Here is a 13,609-nt window from a genome sequence, read left to right as displayed (position 1 = left end):
AACCTCGAACAACGCAAAAAGTTCTTGGATGATGTCCAGTGGGTAGAGGCCATGAAAAAGCTTCGCGGTGCTGAAGAGACGCACACCGATGATAAGGCGCCTCACTGGTCTTGGACTTGGACGCCCTGGTATGTCGCTACCCAGGATGGCACAAGCGTCTACATCCGTGGACGCCATTACCAGGACGGCAAAGGTGCCCACCTTGTATGGACTGACACCATTCGCGTAACTAAGAGCAATAAAGGGCACCTCCTGGGCCATGTGCTCCCCGGTGACAACGCCCCCCTATACCCTAATTCGTTCAATCCTTATTATCGCAATAACAATCTCGATGCCGGTTTCACCGAGGTCAGTCAGATGATTTATGGCACTGATGTCAACGATTATTCTTCTTCTTCCGATATCACCAACATTTTCCCTTTCGGGTATTGGCCCGGTGACCCTGATACCGTTATGAGCCACTTCCGGTATTTTGCTGGCGATTACGGGTACCATGGATATGGCGTGGATGACGCTTACAAGGATGGCGTTGCCTTTTCCGAGTGCGGTGATGATTGCCCCGCGGCGTATCAGCCGACCGTCAAAGACCAGGACGTGAGCGTTGATGTCACATCCCAGTCCGGCGACGGCACACGGACCACGGTCAGCGGCGGCGGACAATCCACCGGCAGCTCCACCGGATGGGCGCCCGGCCACATCCAGACCAAGCTCAACGACGACGGCAGCGTCAGCGGCTCCGTCAGCATCGACGCCAACACCAAGACCGGCACCGTTAACCTCGGCAGCGGCGGCCTGGACGGCATCTACCCCAACGCCGCCGGCAAAAGGCTCGACCTCATCGACGTCAAGACCGGCAAAAGCTGCTTCCTGGAAGGCTACGCCTGCGTCGACTGGGTGAAGGAGGTCCAGGAGATCATCCCGGACCACCAATTGGACGTCACGACCAAGGTCACCACCAAGGAACAACCCGCCCTCTCCTACAAATGCTCGTACGACGTGCCCGGCAAGATCACCGAAGTGCCGATCGGCGAATGCATCGCCTACGCCCCCTCTTTCGGTGAGGAGGCGCAACGGAGCGGCCAGACCACCGGCCAGCCCGACGGCAGCACCGCCACCGACACCACCACCGCCCCCGCCAAGGACTACGATTGGTCCGATTGCGTCAAATCCGGCACCCAGGGCAACGCCGCTGCCTGGCTGTACGAACCGATTGTCTGCGCCGCGAACATCCTGATCGTGCCGCGCACCAAGGTGCTCACCACCACACGTGCCAAGTTCGCGCGGGACACCAGCAACGGCATCCTCCCCCAATGGCGGGCGCTCCAGGTCAACTGGGCCGGCCTGTTCGACATCGACCTTGGCAGCTGCCACGGCTACCGGTTCAGCTTCGGCTGGAATGGCATCAAGATCTTCGACGACGCGGAGGTGCTTAACGCCTGTCCCGGCCAGCAACTCGATTTCCTCCCGAAGATCTCATGCGCGGTGATCACGCTGCTGCTGTGCATCGTGGCGGTCATGATCTGCCGCAAGGCCTTCATGGCGATCTTCGACTATCACCCCGGCGGGGACGGGGGCGAGGCATGATCACCGAGACAATCGTTTCCTGGGCCGCCGACGCCTGGGCGTGGTTCCTTGGCCTGTTCGACGACATCACCATTCCGGACATGCTGTCCAAACCGCCTGATGGGCTGAGCCTCCTGATCCAGCGGTTGGACGGCTTCGGCATCTGGATTCCCTGGTCAAGCTTCAAGACCATCTTCCTGGTCGTGACCGGGTTCATCCTTTCCTGTTTCCTGGTCCGCGCTATCCGTGTCGCGGTCGGCCACATTCCCGCCATCGGAGGTAACGGATGATCCAACAACTGCAACGACTGCAACAATTGCGACACCTGGTTCGTGTCCCGCGTCACGCCGGCTTACGGCCTGGGCGGGACGGTGGCGGGCGCAAGGCGGCGGACGCCGCCGAGCACGCCGCCGCCCCCGCCCTTCCGCGAGAGGCGGATTGCGGACGCGACTTCAGACGCCGCTTCCCCATCGCCGCCTACGTTGGCAGCAACGGCAGCGGCAAGACATTGTGCATGGTGCACGATACCTTGCCCAGCGTCTACGGCGGGCGCACCGTGTACAGCACCGTGCCGATCACCTTCCCGGACGGCTCCCCCGCTCCCAACGTCGTGCTTTTGCACGACTGGTCCCAGATACTCGACGCCGAACACGCCGATATCCTGCTTGATGAGGTGAGCGCCATCGCCTCATCCCGCGAATCCGAATCGCTCCCCCCGCAGGTCGCCACCATGCTCCAGCAGCTGCGCAAACGCGACCTGGTGTTGCGATGGACCGCGCCCAGCTGGGCCAGGGCTGACAAAATCCTCAGGGAGACCACCAAGATCGTCACGATCTGCCACGGCTTCCTGAGCCGGTCGGCCCAGGGCAGCATGTGGCGTTCAAACCGCTTGTTCCGGTTCGAGACCTTCAGCGCCGAGGACTACACCGACTTCCAGGCGGTGAGTACCGTCAAGACCAGGTTGTCCGCCGAGACGAAGGACTGGTTCCGCCTCTCCAGGCACATCGCCCCCCGCTGCTACGACACGTTGGCTTCCGTGTCCACGATCGGCACCGTCCTGGTGTCCGGTCGGTGCGCCGTCTGCGGCGGGCGGCGCAGGGTGCCCGAATGCACGTGCGAGGATTACCGCCATCGCCGGTGATGGTGCTATCGTTTTCATCAAGGGAAATCAAGGAGGATTCATGTTCTATCTGCTCTTGTTCATCTGGTGCCTGATTGTCGCGGTCGGCTCGGCCGCCCTTGCCGTCATGTCGGCGGTGGACGACGCCAGGACCGCCGGCCACGTCCGCATCCGGTCCGTCGCCTCATGCGCCTTCGTCATCCTGGCCTGCTTCGCCTTCGTCTCCTTCGCCTTCGACGTCTTTTCGGAGGACTGGGTGGACCTTGCGGACTGCATCATGGCCGCTTTCTTCTCCCTGGTCTTCTCGGTCGGAGACTGGGGCGTCACCCGCCGGTCCGGGCGACGCATCCCGGGTCGCGTATGCCTGGCCGCGTCCGTCGTGTCCGCCCTGGCGCTGATCGCGGCGGTCGCCATCTACTGCGCCGCCTGAAAAAAATTCCCCCCGTCTCGGCGTGTCGCTTTGGTATTACATCGAAAACGATGTAATATCTATATAAGGAAAAACAAAGGAGACGGATGGAGATCACGATCACCGAATACGCCCGGCGACACGGCAGAAGCCCCGTCACCGTCCGCCAGATGGCCCAACGCGGCGGCTTCGCCACCGCACGCAAGCTCGGCCATCAATGGGTCATCGACGAAAACGAACCCTACCCCGACCACCGCCGACGCGACGACGGCCAGGGCGTAGAATACGCTTAAATGAAAAACCGCCGGATGCTGACACATCCGACGGTCGGAAACCAAAATGTTTGTGAGGTCAAAATGGTTTCAACACCCAGTATACCGGCCTTGTCGACCGAGCACATCGCACGTGCCCACGTTCACGCCTACCTGCCCGACCAGGGCGGCGAAGCCGCCCTTGATAGCATGGCGAATAATGCGGCCACTTCCGATCCGCAGATCGTTGTGAATCTCGACGAAATCGGAACCCGCAACGAGCTTCGCGCTGACCGCTGGGCGCAGCGCCGCACCGTCCGCCGCGTGCTCCACGGCACCCGTCCCGCCTCATGCGGTCGCGTGGTCAGCAAGGAGACTGGTGTGGGCTTGTTTTACGACGGCGAGCATGGCGCCCGTTTTTCCGGGCTTCGCTCCTGCGGCAGCGTATGGGTGTGCCCGGTCTGCAACCACAAGATTCAATGCTTCCGCCTGGATGAGGTGACGGCGGTCATGGACCACTGCAAGGAACATGATTGGGGCGTGGTTTTCGGCACCCTCACCGTCCGCCACAAGCGCAAGGACAGCTTGCAGGACGTCGTCAACATGGCCAGGGAGGTCTGGCGCAAGTCCCGGTCGCATCGCCGCATCAAGGACCTCTTCCGCCGCACCAACGAAATCGGCTACATCCGCGCCCAGGAAGTTACCTACAGTCACGCTAATGGATGGCACGTCCACTTCCACTGCTACTACATCTTCGACCACATCTTGTCCAAAGCTGAATCCGACGACTTCGCCGGCTCCTATGCCGATGAATGGGTGCAGACCGCCAAGAAGTGCGGATATGCCGCGCCGTCGAGCAGGAACCAGAAGTTCGAGGTCATTGATCTGTCCAGGGAAAGCAGCGCAAAAGCGGCCGCACGCTACTGCACGATCAAGAAAACCGCGGTCAGCCCCCAGACCGACCGACTCGGCCACGAAATCACCGACACGCAATCGAAAATCGGAAAAATCAAGATTCACGGCAACGGAAAGAAGGTCCTCCATCTCACTTTCTGGGACATGGTTCGCTATTTGTCCACCCCTACGCCTCAATCCGAACGTACATTATCGGCTATTTTGATATATCAGGAAAAGAGGCTCACACATGCTTATATTGTCCGATCCGTTGTTCACCCGGAGTCTGTTATTGCGGTCGTTTCATCCCTCTGTCCAGCACACAGGACATGACGATTTCTCCGCATGATTCACCTCGTATGCGTTCGACACCTACACGGCCGATCGGATTCCCTGATGAATCTCATCATGCTGTCGTTCATTACCGCGGTTTCCACCCTTGGCGATTGGGACAGTATGCGCCGCATCCAGCGTCGTGTTCTGGGACGTATCTGTCTGGGTGGCTTTGCTCTATCCTTGGTGTTTTTGGCTATTTCGCGGCATGTACTGTATCGCATGATTTTCTGACATAACGTTCGGACATAGTGTGAGGCGGCTGCACGGATTGTTCCCGTGCAGCCGCCTCACACTACGCAGAGAATGTTGTGTGTTGCTGGTCAGCCTGCGAAATATTCCACGACGGCGTCATGAAGTTCGTCGACATGGTCGATGATACGGTATGCGCCATGCTCGGTAAGCTCACCGGGTTCCGCATATCCCCAACCGCAGCCCAGACAATCCAATCCGCAGGCCTTCGCACCATCGGCATCCGTCCAACGGTCGCCGACCATCAGCGCACGATCCACGGAACGGTCGAACCCGATATGCTCGAAGCAGTATTCGATGACCTGTTCCTTCAGCAATCGAGAGTTATCCTTGGAAGCCCCATAAATGCCGTCGACCATGCCGGTGACGCCGAAACGGTCGCAAATCGGCATGGCCTGATATTCCGGCTTGCAGGTCGCAACGGCCAGATAATATCCGTCGGCGCGAAGAGCCGCCAACTGCTGCGGAATGCCTTCGAAAACGGTATTGACATAACGTCCGGCGACTTTCTGACCAGGATTGTTCGGATCGTCGAAAATGTTCCGATCCGCATAGTATTCGCGATACAAGTCAACGCCATGATTCAGCTGATCGTCCGGAACATGATTACGCCTGAGCGACTCGATGATCGGCGGGCCGACAAAACGCTGCAATTCCGCGGCATCCGGAACCTGCATACCCAATTCCTTGAAGGTTTCCGTGACACTTGCGAGAATGCCTTTCGCGGAATCGGTGAGGGTGCCGTCAAGATCAAGCAAAACGACTTTCTTCGGTGTGTCTGTCATGGGCTTCTCCCCTGTTCGTTATCTCTTGTTATCGCATGGAACGGCCCGATTCATGAACCGGATACGGATACTCATGAATCGGGCCGAACGTGCATCACTCGTAATCGGGAATCCAACCGTCGCGGTGCATCTGCAGACGCTTCTCCAGCAGCTCCGCCAGTTCCTTCTCGTCACGGCGTTCGAGCAGCATGTCCCAATGGGTTCGGGTCGGCTTCGAAATCTCGTTGGCTTTGTCTTCCTCGCCTTCGAGACGTGCCGTGGAACCGCAGTGGCATTCCCATTCGCTGGGGATTTCGGCGCCTTCGGCGAACGGCAGGATGGTGCGGTGCCCGTTGGGGCAAATATAAGCTACTTCTTCACGGGCGGCGAAATCGACGTTCTGATCGGATTCCAGCGACTTGGCGCCGATGCTCATGCCCCTGAGGCTACGTTCTGCCATATTGGTGATTCCTCCTTAAGTACTGCTTCCACAGTACGAAACAGTTCGGACGATTGGAATATTCCCGTTTACCGGATGTTGCCGGATGTCATTCGATACCGCTGTACGCCACGACGCCACGGTTGACGAGTTCGGCCGCTTCGCGTGCGCGATCTGCAAGCGAAGCGCCGTTCTCGCCCAGATAGGGTTCGGCGACCGCGATCTGCTGCAGTACGTCGGACAATCGTTTCGCATTGCGTACGAAGTCTCCGCCAGTGAGTTCCGTACCATGCAGCACGTCAGACAGGCTTCGGCCGTCAGCCCACTCATACATGATGTCGAGGATGCCGAAATCGATATCCTGCAACGGATTCATGCCATGCGCCTCGCAGCAGGCGCTGACTTCGGCGTGGATATGCTTCAGCTCACGTGCGGCAACGGCAATCGGGCCGTGGATCGAACCCGGGTAATACCGGGGTTCTCCCCCGCTGCCGCGTCGCGCCTCGTAGATCAGGGACGAGAGGACCGCGGCGAGTCCGGCCGGCGGCAGCAGATCGAATACGCCACCGCGTATCGCCTGGGCGAGTACGACATCCTGTTCGCTGTACAAACGACGCAGCAACTGGCCGGGTTCGGTCAGCATGACATCCTGCTCCCCCTGAGCGCTCAGATAACCGAGTTCGGTGAGCACATCGCAGATGCGATCGAACTGACGGGCCACGGAACCGGTACGAGAATCGTAACGGTTGTGGACGCGCTTGAGCTCGCGCATCTCACGCGCCCAACGGTGTCCCCAACGCAGATGCCGCTGCAGATCCGGGCATTGCTTGCATGGATGTTCACGTTCCGCGATACGCAGCTCATCGATTTTGCGATTAAGTTCGCGGAATGCCTCGGAACGTTCCGCATCGGTACGGAACAGCTGGTGCTTGAGACGGTTGCGCTCACCTTTTTCCGCATCGCTGAGCGCCATACGGATGGTCATGAACTCCTTGAAATCGCCATGCTCGCATACGAAAGCGCGCTCATACCCTTCCAAGGCATGTTCAAGCGTCGTCATCTGCGATTCAAGCTGCCATGCCGAGGCGTTCGCCTCCCACTGCGCGAAGGAATGGTCAAGCGTGGTGCGAGCCGTCTCATAATCGCTGGAATTCAACAGGTTCACGGCCATATTGAAGGTCGGATGGAAACTGGAATGCAGCGGATAGACGCGCTTGCTGGATAGCGCGGCGGCGGTCGCCGGCACGAAGCCCCTATGATCCACTACCACGGCGTGACCGATGGTGTCGATGCCGCGCCTGCCGGCGCGTCCGGTCAGCTGGGTGAATTCGCCCGGAGTCAGCGGCACATGCCCCGTGCCATCATATTTCTCCAGCTTCTCGACCACCACGCATCGTGCGGGCATGTTGATGCCCAGCGCCAAGGTCTCCGTGGCGAACACCATTTTGATCAGACCCTCTTCGAACAGTCGCTCGACGATCTGGCGGAACAAGGCCACCATACCCGCATGATGGGAGGCGAACCCCTCCTCCAGAGCGTAACGGAACCGTGAGAATCCCAAGGTCTTCAAATCATCGTGGCTGAGCTGCCCCTTGACCATTTCGTCCACGATGGCGCGGATGCGCTTCGCCTCCTCGTCCGTGGTGAGCTCCAGACCGGCGTTGAGGCACTGCTCGACTGCCTGGTCGCAACCGTTGCGGGAGAAGATGAAATAGATGCCTGGAAGCATGTCGAGATAGTTGAGTTCATCGACCACTGCCCAGCGTCTGGGCGTGTGACGTTCCGCCTTGCGTGACGGGGCGCCGCCTCTCCCCTTGCCGTCAGAGGCGCCACGGCGCTTGAACTTGCCGCTGCGCTCCTCGCCGCGTCGGCGCGAAGCCTGATGATCGAGTTGGCTTAGGCGTCTGGCGAGCTCGGTGTTCACCTCGGATGTTTGCCTGTCGTTGCGGTCGCGCCGATACAGGTCGATGATTTCCGGCTCCGTACGATCGCTCTGCTGGAGCATCACATGCTGTTCCAACGGGACGGGACGCTTTTCGGACACGATGAGTTTCGTGTCTCCTCGCACCGAGGAAATCCAATCACCGAAATCCTCCACGTTCGACACCGTGGCGGACAATGCCACGATGCGTACACGTTGCGGTAGATGGATGATGACCTCTTCCCACACCGGACCGCGGAAACGGTCGGCGAGATAATGCACCTCGTCGAGGATCACGTAACGCAGCGCACTCAGCGTGGTCGAATGCTCATACAGCATGTTGCGCAGCACTTCGGTGGTCATCACCACGATATCGGCTTCGGAATTGATGGAAATATCGCCGGTGAGCAGTCCGACCTTGTCCTCGCCGTACACGTCGACCAGATCATGGTATTTCTGGTTGCTCAACGCCTTGATCGGCGTGGTGTAGAAGGCCTTGACGTTATGCTGCTGGGCGAGGAAGACGGCGAAATCGGCGACGACGGTTTTGCCTGCGCCCGTCGGCGCGGCGACGAGCACGTTGTTCCCCTGCTCCAGCGCCTGATTGGCCTCGGACTGGAAGGAATCAAGTTCGAACGGCAATGTCCGTTCGAACTGCGCCGCGATACTGGCGTCGCGACGTTGACGTTGTCTGAAAGCGGCATAACGCTCGGACGGCGAAACGTTCGCGTCATCCGAGCGCTGCTGATGATGTCGGCTCATATGGTGCTTACTACCCTGTGTGCTTAGTCGTCCGTTGCATCGATGAAATCAGGAGCCTTGATTTTCTCCCGATCCCAACGTTCCCAAACTTCCATGTGGCGTGCCCGCTTGGCGATCTCGCGTTCCGCTTTCCTTGTGCGCGTGGCTTCGTAGCGGTCGAGTGAAACCTTGAGCGGCTGCGTGAAGAACGGCGCTTCGGGTTCGGTTCCCTCCACAGGCTCGCCCATACGGGCGACCCGTTCGCCGATCTGCGCTGCCGTGCCGGACATCACATGCATCGCGCGAAGACCGTGTTGCAGCACGTATACGCATCCGGCGACGATCATCGCCACCATGAACAGCACAAGAATAAGCCAAATCCACCAGGGCATGATACTCCCCTATCTCAATCCTCAGTGCGCTGCACCACGCTGAGTTCGCGTTGCGCACGGGCGACGATCATCGAGCGGAGGGTTTCCGGTCCCACCGCAACCAGATGGCGCGCATGGGCGATGCAGAACGCCACGAACCATGAATCGGACGAAACGATGAGGTTGACCTTCTCGCCCTTGCCACACGGTTCCACCGTGGCATCGGGAAGATTCTGAATGAACGGCATGTCCTTCGCATCGGTGATGAAACTCGTTGCGGTGCCGTTGTCGAAGCTCCACTTGCGCAGCTCGCTCAACGGCATGTCGGGAATCTCAAGCTTGCAGGTCGGTTCCACGATCTTCGCCTGTTCGATGCGCGCGATATGCAGCACTTGCCAAGTGCGGGGCTTGCCGTTCGCCTTGTTGATGGCGGCGTTCCTCAGCACGATGTCCTGCTTGTCCTCGGGTGCGGCCTTGGCTACATCCGTCCACAGGGCGACGTTGTAGATGCCCTCATCCACGTAGATCTTCACCGGGGCGACCAGACGGCGACGGGTGCTGCCGGCACCATCGGTGTACTGCATGTCCAGCAGCGAACCCGAATCGATGGCACGCTTGACGATGTTGAAGTTATGCGGTTCCAGCTCATAGCCGGTAAGGCTGAGCCATGGGGTCTGCCCGGGGCGGACATGCTGCTGCAGACGCTGGTAGAGGTTCTCCGCCTGAGTGCGCTGCTCGTTCGGCAGCAACGGCGAATGCGCCAGATAACTCACGGATGCGGTGAGCATGCTCAGATATTGCGGGGAGATACCGGCAAGACGTTCCAAACCAAGCGAATTCGTGGCGGAGACGATGCCTTCCGCATCCAGCAGGGACCAGTCGATGTCGAAGAACTGGCTACCTGCCATCTCGCCGTCATCGGAAACGGTGGTCAGCGTGTTGATGTCCTTGCGAATGACGTTGACGGACTTCTTCTGCTCCTCGGGCGTATTCGGTTTGCCGATGAATCTATCGGCAAGCTCCTCAAGCGTGAACTCCTCGCCCAGATGCGCGGACAGGAATAGCATGAGGCGGAGCCTGCGATCCACTTCGCTGCCGGTCTGGAAGGACTGCTTGCGCGCATGGCCGTTGGTCGGTTCGGAATCATCGATGGCGTTATCGGCGTCGACATCCTTATGCGCGTTGGCGTCCTTCTCGTATTCCTCGATGGATTGGAGGCTTTCGGCCGCCCGCAACCTGCGATGGAACGCGTCGACGGCCTCCTGCGGGCTGACGATGGCCGCGCCGGGATGTTCAAGCACGTAAGTGGCCAAATCATCGGAATCGGTGTATGCGACATTGATATGTTCGCCGTCCACATCAATCGTGGCTGCGAAGCGACGCGAATCGATGACCTTCACGAGAACGTCCGGAATGGTCTGCGTACCGAGACCGGGGGCGATGGAATCCAAGCCAAGGCCCGGAATCGGCGTTTGCGGCACGCGAGGCGCGGTACGGGAGATGCGACTGGTGTCGGGCTGCTCCGATTCGCTCGACATGGACATGGAACGCGCCAGATAATTGGCGGCGGCCAGAACGGACATGTCTTCGGGCTTGAAACACAGACGGACTCGGGGTTCGTCGCCGAGCTGGAGACGATACGAGGCGAAATCCTGCCCCTCGGACTTCGAGGAGTATTCGGGCTGCCTGGACTCGATGGCGATGCCCATGGCCGCGAGCTTGGCACGGTCACGTTGGAACTGCTTGGCGAATGCGGCCTTCGCCGCCTGATCGGCCAGTTCGCCGTATGAATCGGCGTATGCCTTCACTCGTTGGGCAATCTGTCGTGAAGTGAGCCACTGCGGGAACGCAGATGACAATACCGCCAGCACATCAAGCTCATGCTTGCCCCACTTGTCGGAGAAACGTCGCCTTCCGCTTGTGCCTTCTGCCATTAGTCCTCACGTATCGCTAGAGTTTTCAACAGCGTGCGCTGTTGCGCACTTCTTTTATATTACGGCTTTTTTTGCAGAATGGTTGTCTTTTCATGAAAAATTGAAAGACTTTTTGCCGTCTCAGATCCAATTGTCGGGTTCCACCCCCTGAGGGCCTACATATTCACCATTCGGCACGTAACGGGGTGCCCCCTTATCACGCAGTTTCGCGTCCGCGAACATCGCCACATCGCGTCCGAACGTCCAATCCCCCTCGATGGTGACGGATTTGGCCGCGGCGAGCGACGGCACCGAATACGGGAACCTTTCATCGAAATCGCGGATGTTCTTGTAATACCTCGGATCGAGGCTGACGCTCGGGAAGATGTAATTGCCATCCTCCATCTCGTAGGAGTCCGTCAGATGGAATCGGTCAGACCTCATGATGAACAGGTCGTCGGTCGTCTTGACAGGCAGGAAACGCATGCGATCGACCTGCACGCAGATCGCGCCGTCGAACAGGCTGATCGCCGCACCCATGGCGGTTTCCAGCTGAATCACCGGGGCGCTGGAGGCATCGGTCGGATCCACGGTCTTCTTGTTGCGGATGACGGGAAGCGGCAGCACGCCATCGTATTCGGCGAGTTTCTCCTTCAGGCTGTCGATGCGCACCCAGATCGAATTCGTGTTGAAATACGGATGCTTGTCGATGTTCTGTGCATCGGCCTTGTCATCGTTGTGCACCTGGCTCATCTCGCGAAGCAGCAGACGCCCAGTCTTCCGGTCGCGGACGATATGACCGCCCTTGCGATCGGTGCAGGTTCGTGTGGCCACTTCGACCATGAACGGCGCACCGGTGTTCTCGAAATGCTGGGCCAGCGTGCGGGACGGACGGGCGCCGAGATTGTCGGAGTTGGAAATGAACAGATACTTGAAGCCCTTGGACTGAAGCACATCCAGCAGACCGGACTCCCAGATGGTGGAGAACAAATCGCCATGGCCGGGTGGGCACCACTCCAGATCCGGGTTGTCTGGGAACATTGCGGGGCCTCCGGTGGCCAAATCGATCTTCGGCTCGACATGCTGGACGATTTCCAATGGGACGTCCTCCTGATGGAAATGCTTGTCGGCCCGCACCACCTTCATCGTGTCCTTCGACGTGCGGAACGAGTTCATCAGCGTGAGCGGCAGCTCCACGCCGAGACGCTGGCGCGCGGTGGTCACCTGGCCGAGGATGATGTCGATGAACCTCATCTGGCGCGCCTTGTGCCGGCGCACCGGCAGCAGCGACTTGGCGCAGTCCAGCCCCATGGAGGTTCCCAAACCGCCGTTGAGCTTCAGGAACGCCGTTTTGGCGAACGCATGGACCGCCTCATCATGGTCGATGGTCTCGTAGACGTCGTGGAAACTGGGAACCCCGGTCAACGGTTCCACATCAGACTCGCGGATCCATGTGGATCCCTCATCGGCCTTCCACACGTCATACAACCTGTGGAACTGGTTGATCGCTGTGTCACTCATGCCATGCTCGCGCATCTTCGCATCGAACTGGTCGAACTGGTCTGGCATGGAAGCCTTCCCTCCTTGGTATGGAATGAATCGGGTCTGGACCCGGAATTATTCGGAATCGTTCTCCTCCGGTAACCGAAACATCCCTCCACCGATGTGGAGCACGCCCTTCCGGTATGTTTCGGTTCTCTGTACCGTACCTTACTCCACACGGTTGCGGTCGAGCAAATGTGCATGTGAAAGCATTGACATGGCTTCCTGACCGTCATGGGCGAGACGGCGTGTCAACGGATGCGGTTGCGAACGCCGGGGAACGGCGCCATATCGCGCTAGTACAATCGGCGGTATGGAGACACAGGATTTCGAACATATCAGACAACAAACCGCGCAGGCGGTGCGTGAAGTGCTTGAGGCCGCGCGCCTGTCCGCAGGCGACATCTTCGTCATCGGCTGCTCGTCCAGCGAGGTGCTCGGCGAGCAGATCGGCACCCACACGTCCATGGATGTCGCGCCGTATCTGTTCGAGGGGGCCCAGTCCGTCCTGAAACCGGCCGGCGTGTTCCTCGCCGCGCAGTGCTGCGAGCATCTCAACCGTGCGCTGGTCATCGAGCGGGCCTGTCTCGAACGGTACGGCTTCGATCAGGTCAACGCCATCCCCCAGCCCAATCATGCGGGTGGGGCGTTCGGCACCATCGCCTACCGTTCCTTCTCCGACCCTGTGCTGGTCGAGGATATCCAGACCAAAGCGAAAGCCGGCATCGACATCGGCGGCACGCTGATTGGCATGCATATGCACCCGGTGGCCGTCCCGCTGCGTATTTCAATCGATTCGATCGGCAAGGCACGCATCATCTGCGCACGGTACCGTCCCAAGTATATCGGCGGCATTCGCGCCATCTACGATGAGAACCTGATGTGAGGTGGCGATGAAATGAAAAAGCCGTAGCTGGAATTCCAACTACGGCTTTTTGCTTGTCGGGCCGGCGGGATTTGAACCCGCGACCCCTTGACCCCCAGTCAAGTGCGCTACCAAACTGCGCTACGGCCCGATGGTGCAATCAGCACCGAGAAAGAAACTTAGCACAGACTCCCGCTTTTCGCCAAAAGACGGCGTGGCGCGTGTCGCTGC

The 13,609-nt window shown here is 59.4% G+C and carries 14 protein-coding genes, 1 tRNA gene and 2 pseudogenes; 8 read left to right on the top strand and 9 right to left on the bottom strand.

Features of this window, described 5'->3' with window-relative positions:
* On the bottom strand, positions 1 to 261 hold a 261-nt coding region (locus BUB29_RS10050; protein ID WP_234945675.1), incomplete at its 3' end, for a hypothetical protein.
* Between the two features lie 243 nt (positions 262 to 504).
* Between BUB29_RS10050 and BUB29_RS02575 the strand changes: the two genes are divergently transcribed.
* From BUB29_RS02575 to BUB29_RS09795, 7 genes are all read left to right on the top strand, one after another.
* Entirely contained in the window at positions 505 to 1,584 is a 1,080-nt protein-coding gene (locus BUB29_RS02575) for a hypothetical protein (RefSeq protein WP_073117565.1), read from the top strand.
* Positions 1,581 to 1,853, top strand: coding sequence for a hypothetical protein (locus BUB29_RS02570; protein WP_033523947.1), 273 nt, complete (start codon positions 1,581 to 1,583; stop codon positions 1,851 to 1,853). Before BUB29_RS02575 ends, BUB29_RS02570 begins: the two co-directional genes overlap by 4 nt.
* A 224-nt stretch (positions 1,854 to 2,077) precedes the next feature.
* Entirely contained in the window at positions 2,078 to 2,704 is a 627-nt protein-coding gene (locus BUB29_RS02565; RefSeq protein WP_052109199.1) for a hypothetical protein, read from the top strand.
* A 40-nt stretch (positions 2,705 to 2,744) separates the two neighbouring features.
* Positions 2,745 to 3,113 (top strand): hypothetical protein, encoded by a 369-nt coding sequence (locus tag BUB29_RS02560; protein WP_033523946.1) that lies wholly within the window; start codon positions 2,745 to 2,747, stop codon positions 3,111 to 3,113.
* 86 nt (positions 3,114 to 3,199) lie between these two features.
* On the top strand, positions 3,200 to 3,385 hold the full coding sequence (locus BUB29_RS02555) for a hypothetical protein (RefSeq protein WP_033523945.1): 186 nt from the start codon (positions 3,200 to 3,202) through the stop codon (positions 3,383 to 3,385).
* Between the two features lie 90 nt (positions 3,386 to 3,475).
* A complete protein-coding gene (locus tag BUB29_RS02550; RefSeq protein ID WP_033523944.1) occupies positions 3,476 to 4,570 on the top strand; it encodes a protein rep in 1,095 nt (364 codons plus the stop codon).
* Positions 4,571 to 4,633: 63 nt separating this feature from the next.
* On the top strand, positions 4,634 to 4,804 hold the full coding sequence (locus BUB29_RS09795) for a hypothetical protein (RefSeq protein ID WP_156098202.1): 171 nt from the start codon (positions 4,634 to 4,636) through the stop codon (positions 4,802 to 4,804).
* Between the two features lie 89 nt (positions 4,805 to 4,893).
* Here BUB29_RS09795 and BUB29_RS02545 read toward each other — a convergent pair whose 3' ends face one another.
* The 7 genes and pseudogenes from BUB29_RS02545 to BUB29_RS02520 form a co-directional block, all read right to left on the bottom strand.
* The gene (locus BUB29_RS02545) at positions 4,894 to 5,607 is read right to left on the bottom strand and encodes an HAD hydrolase-like protein (RefSeq protein WP_033523943.1); all 714 of its coding nucleotides are present in this window, start codon (positions 5,605 to 5,607) and stop codon (positions 4,894 to 4,896) included.
* 94 nt (positions 5,608 to 5,701) lie between these two features.
* On the bottom strand, positions 5,702 to 6,046 hold the full coding sequence (locus tag BUB29_RS02540) for an RNA polymerase-binding protein RbpA (RefSeq protein ID WP_033523942.1): 345 nt from the start codon (positions 6,044 to 6,046) through the stop codon (positions 5,702 to 5,704).
* 88 nt (positions 6,047 to 6,134) lie between these two features.
* The gene (locus tag BUB29_RS02535) at positions 6,135 to 8,708 is read right to left on the bottom strand and encodes a DEAD/DEAH box helicase (protein WP_033523941.1); all 2,574 of its coding nucleotides are present in this window, start codon (positions 8,706 to 8,708) and stop codon (positions 6,135 to 6,137) included.
* A gap of 23 nt (positions 8,709 to 8,731) precedes the next feature.
* Positions 8,732 to 9,079 carry a hypothetical protein gene (locus BUB29_RS02530; protein ID WP_033523940.1) on the bottom strand — a complete coding sequence of 116 codons (348 nt, stop codon included), beginning with the start codon at positions 9,077 to 9,079 and terminating at the stop codon, positions 8,732 to 8,734.
* 14 nt (positions 9,080 to 9,093) lie between these two features.
* Positions 9,094 to 10,170: pseudogene (locus BUB29_RS10290) on the bottom strand (helix-turn-helix transcriptional regulator); the annotation flags it as partial.
* Between the two features lie 110 nt (positions 10,171 to 10,280).
* Positions 10,281 to 10,992, bottom strand: a pseudogene (locus tag BUB29_RS10285) (helix-turn-helix transcriptional regulator); the annotation flags it as partial.
* Between the two features lie 120 nt (positions 10,993 to 11,112).
* Positions 11,113 to 12,540, bottom strand: a complete 1,428-nt coding sequence (locus tag BUB29_RS02520; protein WP_033523938.1) for a UTP--glucose-1-phosphate uridylyltransferase — start codon at positions 12,538 to 12,540, stop codon at positions 11,113 to 11,115.
* A 286-nt stretch (positions 12,541 to 12,826) separates the two neighbouring features.
* Between BUB29_RS02520 and BUB29_RS02515 the strand changes: the two genes are divergently transcribed.
* Positions 12,827 to 13,399, top strand: a complete 573-nt coding sequence (locus BUB29_RS02515; protein WP_033523937.1) for a TIGR01440 family protein — start codon at positions 12,827 to 12,829, stop codon at positions 13,397 to 13,399.
* A gap of 56 nt (positions 13,400 to 13,455) precedes the next feature.
* Here BUB29_RS02515 and BUB29_RS02510 read toward each other — a convergent pair.
* Positions 13,456 to 13,529, bottom strand: a tRNA-Pro gene (locus tag BUB29_RS02510).
* Positions 13,530 to 13,609: the final 80 nt, after the last annotated feature.

This window comes from Bifidobacterium merycicum DSM 6492, assembly GCF_900129045.1.
GTDB lineage: Bacteria > Actinomycetota > Actinomycetes > Actinomycetales > Bifidobacteriaceae > Bifidobacterium > Bifidobacterium merycicum.
This window is presented reverse-complemented; position numbering and strand designations above follow the sequence as displayed.